Annotated in this window: 14 protein-coding genes; 12 read left to right on the forward strand and 2 right to left on the reverse strand. The window is 67.8% G+C overall.

Features of this window, described 5'->3' with window-relative positions; all coding sequences use genetic code 11:
* Nucleotides 1-13: 13 nt before the first annotated feature.
* Genes A9977_RS11220 through A9977_RS11230 form a run of 3 tightly spaced genes read left to right on the forward strand, consistent with a single transcriptional unit; the run spans nt 14 to nt 2,552 of the window.
* Entirely contained in the window at nt 14-1,186 is a 1,173-nt protein-coding gene (locus A9977_RS11220; protein WP_183024916.1) for a CaiB/BaiF CoA-transferase family protein, read from the forward strand.
* A complete protein-coding gene (locus A9977_RS11225; protein WP_183024917.1) occupies nt 1,183-1,740 on the forward strand; it encodes a DUF2889 domain-containing protein in 558 nt (185 codons plus the stop codon). The genes A9977_RS11220 and A9977_RS11225 overlap by 4 nt, the downstream gene beginning before the upstream one ends.
* Nucleotides 1,737-2,552, forward strand: a complete 816-nt coding sequence (locus A9977_RS11230) for an enoyl-CoA hydratase-related protein (RefSeq protein WP_183024918.1) — start codon at nt 1,737-1,739, stop codon at nt 2,550-2,552. Before A9977_RS11225 ends, A9977_RS11230 begins: the two co-directional genes overlap by 4 nt.
* 502 nt (nt 2,553-3,054) lie before the next feature.
* On the opposite strand, the gene A9977_RS11235 is transcribed toward A9977_RS11230, so the two are convergent.
* Entirely contained in the window at nt 3,055-3,405 is a 351-nt protein-coding gene (locus A9977_RS11235; protein WP_183024919.1) for a hypothetical protein, read from the reverse strand.
* Between the two features lie 388 nt (nt 3,406-3,793).
* Complete coding sequence (locus tag A9977_RS11240; RefSeq protein ID WP_183024920.1) at nt 3,794-5,809, reverse strand: helix-turn-helix domain-containing protein; 2,016 nt, start codon at nt 5,807-5,809, stop codon at nt 3,794-3,796.
* A 194-nt stretch (nt 5,810-6,003) separates the two neighbouring features.
* Between A9977_RS11240 and A9977_RS11245 the strand changes: the two genes are divergently transcribed.
* The 9 genes from A9977_RS11245 (at nt 6,004) to A9977_RS34615 (ending at nt 14,158) form a co-directional block, all read left to right on the forward strand.
* Nucleotides 6,004-6,795: an SDR family oxidoreductase gene (locus tag A9977_RS11245; RefSeq protein WP_183024921.1), complete on the forward strand. Its 792-nt coding sequence runs from the start codon at nt 6,004-6,006 to the stop codon at nt 6,793-6,795.
* Between the two features lie 66 nt (nt 6,796-6,861).
* The gene (locus A9977_RS11250) at nt 6,862-8,106 is read left to right on the forward strand and encodes a branched-chain amino acid ABC transporter substrate-binding protein (RefSeq protein ID WP_183024922.1); all 1,245 of its coding nucleotides are present in this window, start codon (nt 6,862-6,864) and stop codon (nt 8,104-8,106) included.
* A 98-nt stretch (nt 8,107-8,204) separates the two neighbouring features.
* A complete protein-coding gene (locus A9977_RS11255; protein WP_183024923.1) occupies nt 8,205-9,146 on the forward strand; it encodes a branched-chain amino acid ABC transporter permease in 942 nt (313 codons plus the stop codon).
* A 4-nt stretch (nt 9,147-9,150) separates the two neighbouring features.
* The gene (locus tag A9977_RS11260) at nt 9,151-10,404 is read left to right on the forward strand and encodes a branched-chain amino acid ABC transporter permease (protein ID WP_183024924.1); all 1,254 of its coding nucleotides are present in this window, start codon (nt 9,151-9,153) and stop codon (nt 10,402-10,404) included.
* Nucleotides 10,401-11,156 (forward strand): ABC transporter ATP-binding protein, encoded by a 756-nt coding sequence (locus A9977_RS11265; RefSeq protein ID WP_183024925.1) that lies wholly within the window; start codon nt 10,401-10,403, stop codon nt 11,154-11,156. Before A9977_RS11260 ends, A9977_RS11265 begins: the two co-directional genes overlap by 4 nt.
* The gene (locus A9977_RS11270; protein WP_183024926.1) at nt 11,153-11,875 is read left to right on the forward strand and encodes an ABC transporter ATP-binding protein; all 723 of its coding nucleotides are present in this window, start codon (nt 11,153-11,155) and stop codon (nt 11,873-11,875) included. The genes A9977_RS11265 and A9977_RS11270 overlap by 4 nt, the downstream gene beginning before the upstream one ends.
* Nucleotides 11,876-11,920: 45 nt before the next feature.
* The gene (locus tag A9977_RS11275; protein ID WP_183024927.1) at nt 11,921-12,868 is read left to right on the forward strand and encodes a 3-keto-5-aminohexanoate cleavage protein; all 948 of its coding nucleotides are present in this window, start codon (nt 11,921-11,923) and stop codon (nt 12,866-12,868) included.
* A 43-nt stretch (nt 12,869-12,911) separates the two neighbouring features.
* Nucleotides 12,912-13,817 carry an SDR family NAD(P)-dependent oxidoreductase gene (locus A9977_RS11280; RefSeq protein WP_183024928.1) on the forward strand — a complete coding sequence of 302 codons (906 nt, stop codon included), beginning with the start codon at nt 12,912-12,914 and terminating at the stop codon, nt 13,815-13,817.
* A gap of 167 nt (nt 13,818-13,984) precedes the next feature.
* The gene (locus tag A9977_RS34615) at nt 13,985-14,158 is read left to right on the forward strand and encodes a hypothetical protein (protein WP_183024929.1); all 174 of its coding nucleotides are present in this window, start codon (nt 13,985-13,987) and stop codon (nt 14,156-14,158) included.
* The last annotated feature ends 29 nt before the right edge of the window (nt 14,159-14,187 follow it).

Raw genomic sequence — 14,187 nt, forward strand, 5'->3', positions numbered from 1 at the left:
CGAAAGCCACGCCATGCCCGGGCCTCTCTCCCACGTCACCGTCATCGAGCTCGCCGGCATCGGCCCGGGGCCGTTCGCCTGCATGATGCTGGCCGATCTCGGCGCCACCGTCATCCGGGTCGACCGCCTGCCCGGACCGCCTTCGAAGGGCGGCCTGGAGGACCTGATGCGCAACGACAGCATCGTCGACCGCGGCCGACGCTCGGTGTCGGTGAACCTAAAGGACCCGCGCGGTGTCGAGGCCGTGCTGCAGATGGTGGCGGGCGCCGATATCTTGGTGGAAGGCTTCCGGCCCGGCGTGGCGGAAAAGCTGGGCTTGGGACCGTCGGCCTGCCAGGCGCGCAACCCGCGCCTTGTCTACGGCCGCATGACCGGCTGGGGCCAGACCGGGCCGCTGGCACAGGCAGCCGGCCACGACATCAACTACATCGCGCTGTCCGGTGCACTGCATGCCATGGGCGAGGCGGATCGTCCGCCGACGCCGCCGCTGAACCTGGTGGGCGACTATGGCGGTGGCGGCATGCTGCTGGTCGTCGGGGTGCTGGCCGCACTGGCCGAAACGCAACGCTCCGGCCAGGGTCAGGTGGTGGATGCGGCCATGACCGATGGCGCCGCGCTGCTGATGGCCGCGCAGTACGGGCTCATGGCCAAGGGCTTCTGGCAGGACCAGCGCCAGAGCAACTTCCTGGACGGTGCCGCGCACTTCTATGGCGTCTATGAATGCGCGGACGGACGCCATGTGTCGATCGGCGCCATCGAGCCGCAGTTCTATGCCCGGCTGCTCGCGCTGTGCGGGATCGACGACCCCCAGTTCGCGCATCAATGGGCGCAGGGCGAGTGGCCCGCGCTGCGCCGCAAGCTCGAGACCGTGATGCGTCAGCGCACGCGCGACGAATGGTGCGTGCTGCTCGAAGGCAGCGACGCCTGCTTCGCGCCGGTGCTGTCGATGGCCGAGGCGCCACTGCATCCGCACAACCGGGCGCGCGGGACCTTTGTCGCGCCGCAGGGTGTCACCCAGCCGGCGCCGGCGCCGCGATTCGATCGCACGCCGTCCGAGCTTCCGCCGCCTGCGCCCCGGGTGGGGGCCCATACGGGAGAACTGCTGTCGCGGGCAGGGCTCGCGCCCGAGACCCTTCGCGTGCTGCAGGAGGCTGGCGTCATCCACCTTGCGAGCACAGCCCCATGAGCCACGCACCGCCGCCCTCGGCGCGCACGCCGCTGCACTCGCGCCGCATCCATTGCGAGGGTTTCCGGCGCGAGGATGGCTTGCTGGAACTGGAGGCCACCTTGATCGATACCAAGCCCATGCCCTTGCAGTTGGTCAATCGCGTGGTCCCGGCCGCAACGCCGATCCATCAGATGCGGGTGCGGCTGGTGATCAACGCGCAACGCGAGATCGTGGACGCGACGGCCTTCAGCGAGCACACGCCCTATCCCACCTGCGCGGGCGTGGAGGCCGGTTATGGCCGGCTGGTCGGGCTGCGCATCGAAGCAGGCTTCACCTTGCAAGTCAAGCGTGCATTTCGCGGCATCGAGGGCTGCACCCACATCACCGAACTGCTGCCCATGATGGCCAGTACCGCCTTCCAGCTGTTCTGGGCCGATGGCAGCTTTGCCGAGCAGGATGCGTCCGCTGGCGGGCCTCGCCAGACGCCGCTCGGGGGTTGCCATGCCCTGCGGCTGGACGGCGAGATCGTCCGGACCTATTTTCCCCATTTCCACAAGCCATCTCCACCATGAACGACGCCGTGCTTTTCGATGTCCGGGAGGGCGTCGCGACGATGACCCTCAACGAAGGCGAGCGCCTCAATCCGTTGACGCAGCCGATCCTTCACGGTGTGCTCGACGGACTGCGCCGCGTGCGCGAAGACACTGGCATTCGCGCCTTGCTGCTGACCGCCGACGGACGCGGCTTCTGTGTCGGGGCGGACCTGCAGGAGTTTGGTCGCCGCGCCGCCGACCTGGCCAGCGGGACACTGGGCGACTACGTCGGCGAGCTGCTGCGGGAGCAGGCCGGTCCGATCATGCTGGCGATGCGCGCGCTCCCGGTCCCGGTCGTCTGCGCGATCAACGGCGTGGCCGCTGGCGGTGGCGTGGGGCTTGCCTTGTCCGGCGACATGGTTCTGGCCGCGCGCTCCGCGTACTTCTACCTGCCGTTCATGCCCGCACTCGGGCTGGTGCCGGACATGGGCTCCAGCTGGCTGGTGCCGCGCGCCGTCAGCCCGGCGCGCGCGCTGGGGCTCGCGCTGACCGGTGAACGTCTCGATGCGCAGCGGGCCGCGGACTGGGGCCTGATCTGGGCGTGCGTGGAAGACACGGAACTGCAACGAGAAGCCCTGCGCCTGGCGCAGCAGCTGGCGCGCCTGCCCGCGCATGCGATCCAGGAAGCGCGCGCGCTCGCCGTGGCCGCCGGGCGCAACAGCCTGGAGCAGCAGTTGGTCCTCGAGTGCGAGCGGCAGCAGGCGCTGATCGATGGCGATTCCTTCGCGGAAGGCGTGCGGGCATTCGCTGAGCGGCGGACGCCGGTGTTCGCCGGGCGCCAAACAGGCTGAGGCCTAAAGCGAATTGACGAGCCCAGGAGATCCGATCGAACTTCGGCACTGATGCAGAGTGCAGCCATTGGGCTCCTTTGGGCCGGTGCTGGCGGCAAAGCCTGCGGAAGAGGTGTCGAGATCGTCAGCTGCGTCGATACGCACGACCACTCTTCCTCCGCTATGGACATGACGAGCGAAAAGGTGTGGATAGAGATTTGAGCTAACGGAGATGCAGTGATGCATCGGAGCTGCGAGGTGCAGCAACCCGCGGAGACTTTTCGATGAAGGCGATGCAATCGTCTCGACCAGCTGGCCATAGAGCTTGTCGAGGAACCGCGCGAGCATTCACGTGTCGCGGTCCTTTCTGTTGTTTGAGGCAGACGGATGTAGCCACTTATGGATCGTGAAAAGACTTCAAAAAAGCCCGCTGTCGTCTAGATAGCGGGCTCTCCAGAGGCCTTGCGGCCTGTAGTAGGTCCATGGGCTTGGCTCGACCAGAGACCTACGGATTAACAGTCCGCTATTCAATTCTCGAGGTGACGTACTTTGCCCAGTCTTCCATCAGATGCCGACGCTTGGCCACCATGACGCTTCGGGCATAGGCTCGCACGGTCTGGTCGCCAACGACGTGCGCCAGCGCGAATTCCAGCATCTCGTCCGGGTACTGGGTCGCTTCCATCCCCCAGGTCCTGAAGCTCGAGCGGAAGCCATGCATGGTGTACGCCTGCCCGAGACGACGCAGCAACTGCGTAAGCGGGCCGCGACGGGCTGCACGACAGCGTGAACACGATGGGCGGGAAATGACTTGGCGCAACGTGAACATCCGGCTGATCGTCACGGCAGCGCCAGGAATGCCGATGCGGGTGATCATTTGTAAGCCGTGTCGTTGACGGTCCACGACATTGACGGCCTCGCCACTCCTTACGCGGACGTCGCAGCCGATCCCAAAGGCGGTCGATGCGCGCAGCCGAATGTTCGGACCGGCGTTGATCCGAATGCGCCGGATACTACAGAGCCGGTGAGGCTAGGCCGCCCAAACGTTCTGCTCGCTGGCGCGCAGTGGAGGACGCAGTGGTGCAAAGCCCGCAGGGCGAATGGAAGGCCGCACTCCGCGGCTGGGCGTCGAGATGACAACCCTGTCGCAGTATTGGCCCGCGCGGCAAGCGACCTGCCAGCGTCAATGCGCCTGACTGGGTTTTCTGCGGGGCGTCTCTCAGGGGAAGGCGGCCCGGTGCCCTCCACGCAGGGCCGCCGGCGGGTCAGCCGTCGCGTCCCGGCAGCCGATCGCCCACCACACCCAGACTCCAGAGTCGTAGCGCCACATGGATCTCCAGCGCGCGGCTCGCACTGCCCCAGTGGCCCAGCAACTCCTCGACGCTCGCCAGCCGCTGCCGCACGGTGTTCACATGGATGCCCATTCGCGCGGCGGTGGTCTTTGCGTTCTGGTTGTTGTCGAAATAGGCCAGCAGCGTGGCAGTCAGGTCCGAGCCGCGTTTCCTGTCATGGCCCACGACAGCGCCGATGGCGGCGTTCAGGAAGGTGTTGAGGCTGGCCTGGTCGTGCGTCTCGAACAGCACGGAGTAGAGCGCCATCTCGTTCTGCCCGACGATGTTGCCGCGCATGCCCAGCCGCCCCAGTACCGACAGCGCGCGCCGCAGCGTCGCGTACAGCGCCGGCATTTCCGCCGGCTCGCGCACCGGTCGCGAGAGCACGCCCCGGTAGGCATCGCCCAGCTCGCCCTTGGCGAACGCGGTGAACTTCTCCAGCACGTCCTGCGCCTTCGTCGCGCCGCACACGATGACGAGCACGCCGTCGACCTCGTCCATCACCAGGTCCGACAGGGGCGCGCCGGCGCGCAGGCGCCGCGCCCAGAAGCCGGGCCGGGGCTGCTCCATCTCGACCACCATCAACGAAATCGGTTGCGACAGGTCGAGGCCGAAGCGCTCGGCGCGGTCGCGCGTGAGGGCCGGCTCGTCCTGCCGCGGCGAGATGAGCGTGTGCAGCAGCGTCGACACGTCGCGGCTCTTGCTCGCCTCGACACGCTCTTGCGACAGCAGCACGATGCCAATGACGCTCGAGCTTCTCTCGAAGGTCCGCACCGAGATTTCGCGCAGATCGTCGTGCCTGAACACGAGCACAGCGCCGAGCACGTCGTTGCCGCCGATCACCGCGATCGCGCGGCACAGCTCGCCACCGTGGGCATAGGCGACGGCCGACCGCCCGGCCTGGCGGCTCTCCCGCAGGGCCTGCGCCAGCGCGGCGCTGTGTTCGTCGTGCGGCGCATAGGCTTCCGCCGCCTTGCCGTCATAGCCGGGTGCGGTGGCGCGGCTGATCACCTGATGGGCCTCGTCGAGCACCAGCACGCTGCCGTGGAGCAACTGCGCGACCGATTCGCACAGCGCGCCGAGCGATGCACCCTTCGCAAGCAATGAAGTCAACTGCTCGTGCGCTTCGGCCGCCTCCTGCACGTCGCGCGCGTGGCGCTCCAGTTCGGCGCGGGCCAGGTCGGCGTTCTCCAGCGCGGTCTTCGCCTCCGCGAAGGCCTTCGCGTTGTTGATGGCCACGGCCGCGTGCGTGGCGAGCGTGCAGAGGATGGAGACGTTCAGGGCCGTGTGCGTGCGGTGATAGCGGTCGGCCACGAAGAGCAGGCCGATCACGTTGTCGTCGCACATCAGCGGCGCGCCGACGAGCGCCGCGACGCCCTCGTCCCGGAAGGTGTCGTCCAGCGCCGCGTCGTGGGCGAAGCGGTTGTCGTGCAGGTAGTCGGGCGTGAAGAACGGCAGGCGCGTCGACATCACGATGCCCGCCACGCCGAGGTTCCGGCCGGCGGTCATCCTGCCTGTGCGCTCGGAGATGGCGCCGTCTGCGACCACCACCTGGAATTCGCCGCTGGCGGCGTCGTAGATCGTCAGCCAGCACAGGTGCGCACCCATGAGCTTGCGTGCGCGGCTCACGATCGCCCTCAGCAAGCCGGTGAGGTCGAGGCGGCCCGAAAGATCCTGCGCGGATTCGATGACCGCGAGCATGCCGCGTTCGCGCTGCTCGTGAAGCTCGAGCCGGTTGCGCAGGGCCATCGCCATGCGCACCAGCTCCACCAGGCCGGACTTGCGCTGCAGCGCATCGGGCAAGGCCTCGACGTGCGTGAGGCAGGCGGCGAACTCTTCCGCGGATGCGTTCCGGTGCAGCAGGCCGATGAGCTCCGATGCGATCTCGTCGGGCGTCCGGCCCCGCGACGGGCCAAGGGTTCGCTGTGGTTCTGGGGGCGGTACCGGCATAGGGCGCGAAGGCTAGCAGAACGATACGTGCATGGGCATCGGCCCAAGCCCTGGTCCTCGTGCGTGTACGCGGCGCGCGCCATGGACCACATCGTACGCGGCCCGGATGTGTGCTTGTCGCACATAGGTTTTGGCATGCGTCTTCCGGACACTTGCCGGGCCGAACCGTTCACACAAGACATCACGACACACCCATGAGCATCATCGATTCACTCCGGCCCGCGCCCGGCCTGCGCGTGCTGGTCACCGCGGGCGGTTCCGGCATCGGCGCGGCCGTGGCCCGCGCCTTCCGCGAAACGGGCGCGCGCGTGCACGTGTGCGACATCGACCGCGGCGCCCTCGACCGCCTGGCCCACGACGCACCCGAGATCACCTCGAGCATGGCCGATGCCTCGGTGCCCGAGGACGTGGACCGCGTCTTCGACGACGTGCAGGGCGCGCTCGGCGGGCTCGACGTGCTGGTCAGCAACGTCGGCATCGCGGGCCCGACCGGTGCGATCCAGGACCTGAACCGCGGCGACTGGGAGCGCACGGTGTCGGTGAACCTCAACAGCCAGTTCTATTTCGCGCAGCGCGCCGTGCCGCTGCTGAAGGGCTCCGCCCAGAACCCCAGCCTCATCGCCATGAGCTCGGTGGCGGGCCGGCTCGGCTATGCCTTCCGCACGCCCTACGCCGCCACGAAGTGGGCCATCGTGGGCCTCATGAAGTCGCTGGCGATCGAGCTCGGTCCGCACGGCGTGCGGGTCAACGCGATCCTGCCGGGCACGGTCGAAGGCGAGCGCATGAACAGCGTGATCGGCGCGCGCGCCGCGACCGCCGGCGTGTCGGTGGAGGCCATGCGCGCGCAGTACCTGCAGAAGATCTCGCTGCGCCGCATGGTCACGCTCGATGACGTGGCGGCCATGGCGCTGTTCCTGTGTTCGCCCGCGGCGCGCAACCTGACCGGCCAGGCGATCAGCGTCGACGGAAACATGGAATACCTCTAGCGCCGGCGCCGCTGCGCCACGGCCGCGCCCTTTCGATTTCCTTCAACAAAAAGCATGGAGACATCAATGCACCAACCCAAGCCACTCCGCCTCGCCATCGTTCCCGCGCTGGCGCTTCTATGCGGCATCGCATCGGCCGCGCCGGTCAAGGTCGGCGTGCTCGAGACGCTGTCCGGCCCGCAGGCCTCCTCGGGCCAGGCCTATCGCGCCGCCGTGCGCTATGCCATCGACCAGATCAATGCCGCTGGCGGCTGGAACGGCGAGCCCGTGCAGCTGCTCGAATACGACAACCAGGGCGGCCCCGCCGGCGCGGCCGACAAGCTCAAGGCGGCCGCCGCCGACGGCGTGCAACTGATCGTGCAGGGCGCCTCGTCGGCCATCGGCGGGCAGATCACCGAGGACGTGCGCAAGTACAACCTGCGCAACCCCGGCAAGGAGATGGTCTACCTCAACGTCGGCGCCGAAGCGCTGGAACTCACCGGCGAGAAGTGCAACTTCCACCACTTCCGCTTCGGCGGCGATCCACAGGTGCGCACCAAGGCGCTGGTCGGCGCGATGAAGCAGGCCAATGCACTGGGCACCCGGGTCTATGCGATCAACCAGAACTATTCCTGGGGCCAGGACATGGAGAAAGCCATCGTGGACAACGCCGCGTCGGGCGGCTACCAGGTGGTAGAGAAGACGCTGCACGATGTCAACAAGGTGCAGGACTTCGCACCGTACGTGGCGAAGATCGGCGCGTCCAAGGCCGACTCGGTGCTCACCGGCAATTGGTCCAACGACCTGCTGCTGCTGATGAAGGCATCGAAGTCGGCGGGCCTGAAGGCGCGCTTCGGAACGGTCTACCTCGACCAACCGGGCAACCTCGCGAATGCCGGCGACCTCGCCATCGGCCACTTCGTGGTGCAGACCTTCAATCCCGAGGCGGGCGGCGCCGAGGGCGAGCGCTTCGTCAACGATTACAAGGCCAAGACCGGCCACGAGCCGGTCTTCATTGAACCGCAGACCGTCTTCGGCATGGCCATGGTGGCCGATGCGCTCAAGCGCACCAAGCCGGAGAACGGCGCGCTGAACGTGAATGCCTTCGCGAAAGCGCTGGAGACCACCACCATCAAGACGCCGATGGGCGAGATGAGTATGCGCGCGGCGGACCATCAGGCGCAGCTGCCGATGGTGGTGTCCACCGTCACCAAGGATGCGCGCTTCAAGGTCGACGGCACCGACATGGGCTTCAAGCCGGTCAAGCGCTTCTCCGCACAGGAAGCCTCGACGCCCGCGCAGGCCAGCTGCGCGATGAAGCGGCCCGGCTGAACTTCCACCCGCCGCCAGCAGGACGCAGGTGCGTCCTTCCGCCCAACCAGCGGGACCCCGGCGTCCCGCGTGGCACAGCTTCGGCTGTAGAGAAAGCTATGGACCAGATCATCGTTTCCCTCATGAACGGCGTCATCTACGGCCTGCTGCTGTTCATGGTGTCCGCCGGGCTGACGCTCATCTTCGGGATGATGGGCGTGCTCAATTTCGCGCATGCCTCGTTCTACATGCTGGGCGCCTACTTCGCGTACACGCTGCAAGGCGTGATCGGCTTCTGGCTCGCGCTCGTCGTCTCGCCGGTGCTGGTGGGGCTGGTGGGCGTGGTCGTCGAGCGCTTCTTCCTGCGGCGCGTGCACCACCACGGCCACGCGCACGAGCTGCTGCTGACCTTCGGCCTCTCGTTCATCGTGGCCGAATCCATCAAGCTCTTCTTCGGCAACTTCCCGGTCGACTACCGGATTCCCGCAGCGCTCGACGTGTCGGCCTTCAGCGTCGGCGGCGCGCAGTACCCGCTGTACCGGCTGTTGATGGGGGGCATTGCGATCACGATGTTCGTGCTCATCTACCTGCTGCTGACGCACACGCGCGTCGGCATCGTGGTGCGCTCGGCCATCTACAAGCCGCGCATGGCCGAGGCCCTGGGCCACAACGTGCCGCTGGTGTTCATGGGCGTGTTCGGCGTCGGTGCCGCGCTGGCGGGCCTGGCCGGGGCGGTCGCCGGCGCCTTCTACACGACCAACCCGAACATGGCGCTCGAACTGGGCGTCATGGTGTTCGTGGTGGTCGTGGTCGGCGGCCTCGGGTCGCTCGGCGGGGCAATGCTGGCGTCGCTCCTCATCGGCGTCGTCACCTCGCTGGCCGTCGCCGTGGACCGCAGCCTCGCCGACCTGTTCGCGCTCTTCGGCGCGGGCGACTGGGCCACCGACGTCGGCGGCCTGATGACGCTGAAGGTCTCCAGCCTGTCCGCGACGATCCCGTTCGCGCTGATGCTGCTGATCCTGCTCGTGCGGCCCAGCGGGCTCATGGGCGAGAAGGGCTGACGCGATGAAGACCGGTCTGCTGTTGATCCTGGCGGGCGTCGCGGCCCTGGCCGCGCTGCCGTTCCTGCTGTCGCAGGGGCTGCTGAACGCCGCCATCCAGATGCTCATCGCCGCGCTGTTCGCGAGCGCCTACAACCTGCTGTGCGGCCAGGCGGGCATGCTGTCCTTCGGGCACGCGGCCTACTTCGGCGTCGGCGCCTTCGGCACCGTGCATGCGATGAACGCCATCGGCGGCGCGGGGCTGCTGCCCACGCCCCTGATGCCGCTCGCGGGCGCGGCGTGCGGCCTCGTGTTCGGTGCCATCGCCGGGTGGTTCGCCACCCAGCGCACCGGCACCTACTTCGCGATGATCACGCTCGCCATCGCCGAACTGGTGCACTCCCTCGCGCCGCACCTCAAGGGCCTGTTCGGCGGCGAGGCCGGCATGTCCACCATGCGCATGCCGGCATGGGGTTTCGATTTCGGATCGACCACGCAGGTGTACTACCTGACGCTGGCCTGGGTGCTGGCGTCGGTCGGGCTGCTGTACCTGTTCACGCGCACGCCCATGGGACGCCTGAGCTACGGGCTGCGCGAGAACAGCCACCGCCTTCGCTTCCTCGGCTACAACGTGCACGGGCTGGGCATGATGGTGTTCGCGATCTCGGCAATGTTCTCGGGCATCGCCGGCGGCCTGCAGGTCGTGTCCAACGAATCGGCGAACTACGTGGTGTTCGATCCCGCGCTGTCGGCCGCCGTCGTGCTCAACACCTACATCGGCGGTGTCACGGTGTTCCTGGGCCCGGCCCTCGGCGCGGCGCTCATGACCTTCTTCGGCTATGCCGTGTCGGACCTCACGCAGTCGTGGCTGCTCTACCAGGGCATCCTGTTCGTGGGGGTGATGATGTTCATGCCTTCGGGGCTCACCGGCCTGATCGGCACCACCGGCCGCCTGCGCCAGCGCATCGGCCTGTCGAAGCTGCTGCCGGTGGTGCTGCTGTCGATCGCCGCCGCGCTGCTGCTGAGCATGGGCGGCACCTTCGCGGTGGAACTGCTGCAACGCGTCTTCTCGCAGGACTACCGCGCGCTGGCCAGGCTCGATCCCGGCAACCCGTGGCCGCCGGTCACGCTGCTGTCGCGCGCCTGGTCGCCGGCCTCGATGGCCACCTGGGCCGTCCCGGTCGTGCTCATCGGTGCCGGGGCGGTGCTCGCCTGGGTCGGGCGGCGAAGCCTCAACCAGGCGGTCGAGCAGACCGTCGACCAGGGAGCTGCCGCATGAGCGATCCAGTCCTCAGCATCCGCGGCCTGCGCAAGGCCTTCGGCCCGACGGAGATCATGCGTGGCGTCGACCTCGACCTGCTCGGCGCCGAACGGCATGCGCTGATCGGCCCGAACGGCGCCGGCAAGTCCACGCTCTTCCACCTGATCTCGGGGCACCTCGCGCCGACCGCCGGCACGATCCACTTCGACGGCCATGCGATCGGCGGCCGCACGCCGCAGGCGATCAACCGCCTGGGCCTCGCGCGCTCGTTCCAGATCACCAACATCTTCCCGAAGCTCACGGTATTCGAGAACGTCCGCCTGGCCGTCATGCGTCCGCACGGCCTGGCGTACACCTTCTGGAAGTTCATCGACCGCGACCGTCGCATCCGCGAGGAAACCCACCGGCTGCTGGAACTGGTGCGCCTGTCGGCCAGGGCCTCCACCGTCGCCGGCGAGATGGCGTACTCCGAACAGCGCTCGCTCGAGATCGCCATGACGCTGGCCTCCGACCCGAAGGTGATCCTGCTCGACGAACCGATGGCCGGCATGTCCAACGAAGAAACGCACTACACGGCCGAGCTGATCATGGAAGTCACGAAGGGCCGCGCGCTGATGCTCGTGGAGCACGACATGGATGTGGTGTTCGCCCTCAGCGACCGCATCAGCGTGCTGGTCTACGGCCAGGTGATCGCCACCGGCACGCCCGACGAGATCCGCGCCAACGCCAGCGTGAAGGAAGCCTACCTGGGCGAGGAGGTGAGCGAATGAGCGCCGCCGCCGATACCCTGCTCGCGGTCGACGACCTGCACGCCCACTACGGCAAGAGCCACATCCTGCACGGCGTGAACCTGCGGGTGGCGCGCAACGAAGTCGTCAGCCTGCTCGGGCGCAACGGCTCGGGGCGCTCGACCACCATGAAGGCCATCATGGGACTGGTCGCGCCGACCGCCGGCCACATCCGGCTCCAAGGCCGCGAACTCGCGGGCGCCAGGCCCTATGCCATCTGCCGCGCCGGCATCGGCTACGTGCCCGAGGAGCGCGAGGTGTTCGCCAACCTCACGGTCGACGAGAACCTGCGCATGGGCGAACAGCCGCCCGTGCCCGGTGCGCACCGCTGGAGCGTCGAGCAGATGTTCGACTACTTTCCTCGGCTCAAGGAGCGGCGCAACACCAAGGCCGGCAGCATGTCCGGCGGCGAGCAGCAGATGCTGACGATGTGCCGCTCGCTGCTGGGCAACCCGCTGGTGCTGCTGATCGACGAGCCCACCGAAGGCCTCGCGCCGAAGATCGTCGCGCAGGTCGCCGAGTGCATCCGCGACATGCACCGCCATGGCGTCAGCGTGGTGCTGGTCGAGCAGAAGCTCGCGATCGCGCTCAAGGTCTCGACGCGGGTGTGCGTGATGGGCCATGGACGCATCGTCTTCGAGGGCACGCCGCAGCAACTGGCGTCGGACGAGAAGCTCGTGGCCGAGTGGCTCGCGGTCTGACCCTTTCCTTTTCTCTTCTTCCATTCACAGCGGACGGACCCCGACATGGCAACCCCCACCTTCCAAGACAAGGTCATCATCTCGTGCGCGGTCACGGGCTCGGTGCACACACCGACGATGTCCGAGCACCTGGCGCTCACGCCCGACCAGATCGCCGAGCAATCCATCGAGGCCGCCGAAGCTGGCGCCGCGATCCTCCACCTGCATGCGCGCGACCCGAGGGACGGCCGGCCCTCGGCCGACCCGAAGATCTTCGATCAGTTCGTGCCCCGCATCCGCGACGCGACCGATGCGGTGATCAACATCACCACCGGCGGCAGCACGCGCATGACACTCGAGGAGCGCCTGGCCTACCCGCTGCAGGCCAAGCCCGAGATGTGCTCGCTAAACATGGGTTCGATGAACTTCTCGATCCACCCGGCCGCGCGACGCGTCGCCGAGTGGAAGCACGACTGGGAGAAGCCGTACGTCGAAGGCATGGAAGACCTGATCTTTCGCAATACCTTCCGCGACATCAAGCACATCCTCCAGGTGCTTGGCGAGGACTGCGGCACGCGCTTCGAGTTCGAGTGCTACGACGTGGGCCACCTCTACAACCTGGCCCATTTCGTCGACGAGGGGCTCGTCAAGGGGCCGCTCTTCATCCAGAGCATCTACGGCATCCTGGGCGGCCTCGGGCCGGACCCGGAGAACCTCGTGGTGATGCGCACCACCGCCGACCGCCTCTTCGGCCGCGACGGCTACCGCTTCTCGATCCTCGGCGCGGGCCGCCACCAGATGCCGCTGCTCACCATGGGCGCGGTGATGGGCGGCAATGTGCGCGTCGGCCTCGAAGACAGCCTCTACCTGGCCAAGGGCCAGCTCGCGAAGTCCTGCGCCGAGCAGGTGCGGAAGATCCGCCGGATCCTCGAGGAGCTCTCGCTGGAGATCGCCACGCCCGACGAAGCGCGCGCGATGTTGGGCCTGAAGGGCCGGCACGCGGTCGCGTTCTGACGCCGCCCACCGGCGTGCACCGATTCATCGATCAGGAGTAGCAATGAACAAGTTTTTGGAAGGCCGCGTGGCCATCGTCACGGGAGCCGGCAGCGGCCTGGGCAGGGCCCATGCAATGGCGCTCGCGCGCCACGGCGCGCGCGTCGTGGTCAACGACGTGGCGGGGCGCCACATCGGTTCGCCCGGCCGCACCGTGGCCGACGAGATCGTGCGTGCCGGCGGTGCCGCCATCGCCGACGGCGGCGACGTCACCGATTTCGCGCAGATGGAGGGCATGGTCGCGCGCGCCATCGGCGAGTGGGGCCGCATCGACATCCTCGTCAACAACGCCGGCGTGCTGCGCGACAAGACCTTTTCCAAGATGTCGCTCGACGACTTCCGGCTGGTGATGGACGTGCACCTGATGGGTGCGGTCCATTGCGTGAAGGCCGTATGGGAACACATGCGCGAGCGCAAGTACGGCCGCATCGTGATGACGACGTCTTCCTCGGGCCTTTACGGCAACTTCGGCCAGTCCAACTACGGCGCGGCCAAGATGGCGCTGGTCGGGCTGATGCAGACGCTGGCGCTCGAAGGCGCCCGGCAGAACATCCGCGTGAACTGCCTAGCCCCTACGGCCGCGACGGCCATGACCGAAGGCGTGCTGCCGCCCGAGGCGCTGGCGCGGCTCGCGCCGGCCAACGTCAGCCCGGGGCTGATCGCCCTGGTGGGCGAGGACGCGCCGACGCGCACCATCCTGCTCGCGGGTGCCGGCAGTTTCGAGAGCGCGAACGTCACGATGACGCAGGGCATCTTCATCGGCGACGCGGACGACCCGGCAGCGCAGGTCCGTTCGCGCATGGAAGAGATCCTGGACCGCCAGGACGAGCGCGTGCCCGGCACGGGCTTCGAGCAATACCAGCTGGAGCTCTCCAAGGCGGGCATCGAGATGGCGCTGCCCGGCATGTAGGGCGCGCGCCGCCGCGCGGCAAGGGTTTCCACGGCATGGGGCCAGCACATCGGATTCGCTGTGCGAGTGTCGGGCCCGCACATTGGATTCACGAAGGGCGTGCGAGAGACTTTGTCGGGCCTCGAAAGAAGGCCGCGTACGCAACATACAACGACATCGGAGACTCCATGAAATCCAGCAATCGAGACCTGTTCATCCTGGCCACCGCGTGCCTCGCAGCGAGCGCCATGCTGGCGGGCTGTGGCGGCGGCAGCAGTGGCGGGGTGGTCCTGCCACCCCCGCAGCCGCCACCGCCGAACATGACGACCTTCTGGTTCCAGCGCGTGGGCAGTGCCAGCTGAAACAGGATGTTCGGCGCGGCGGGATCGAC

The organism is Variovorax sp. UMC13 (assembly GCF_014170375.1).
Taxonomy (GTDB): Bacteria; Pseudomonadota; Gammaproteobacteria; order Burkholderiales; family Burkholderiaceae_C; genus Variovorax.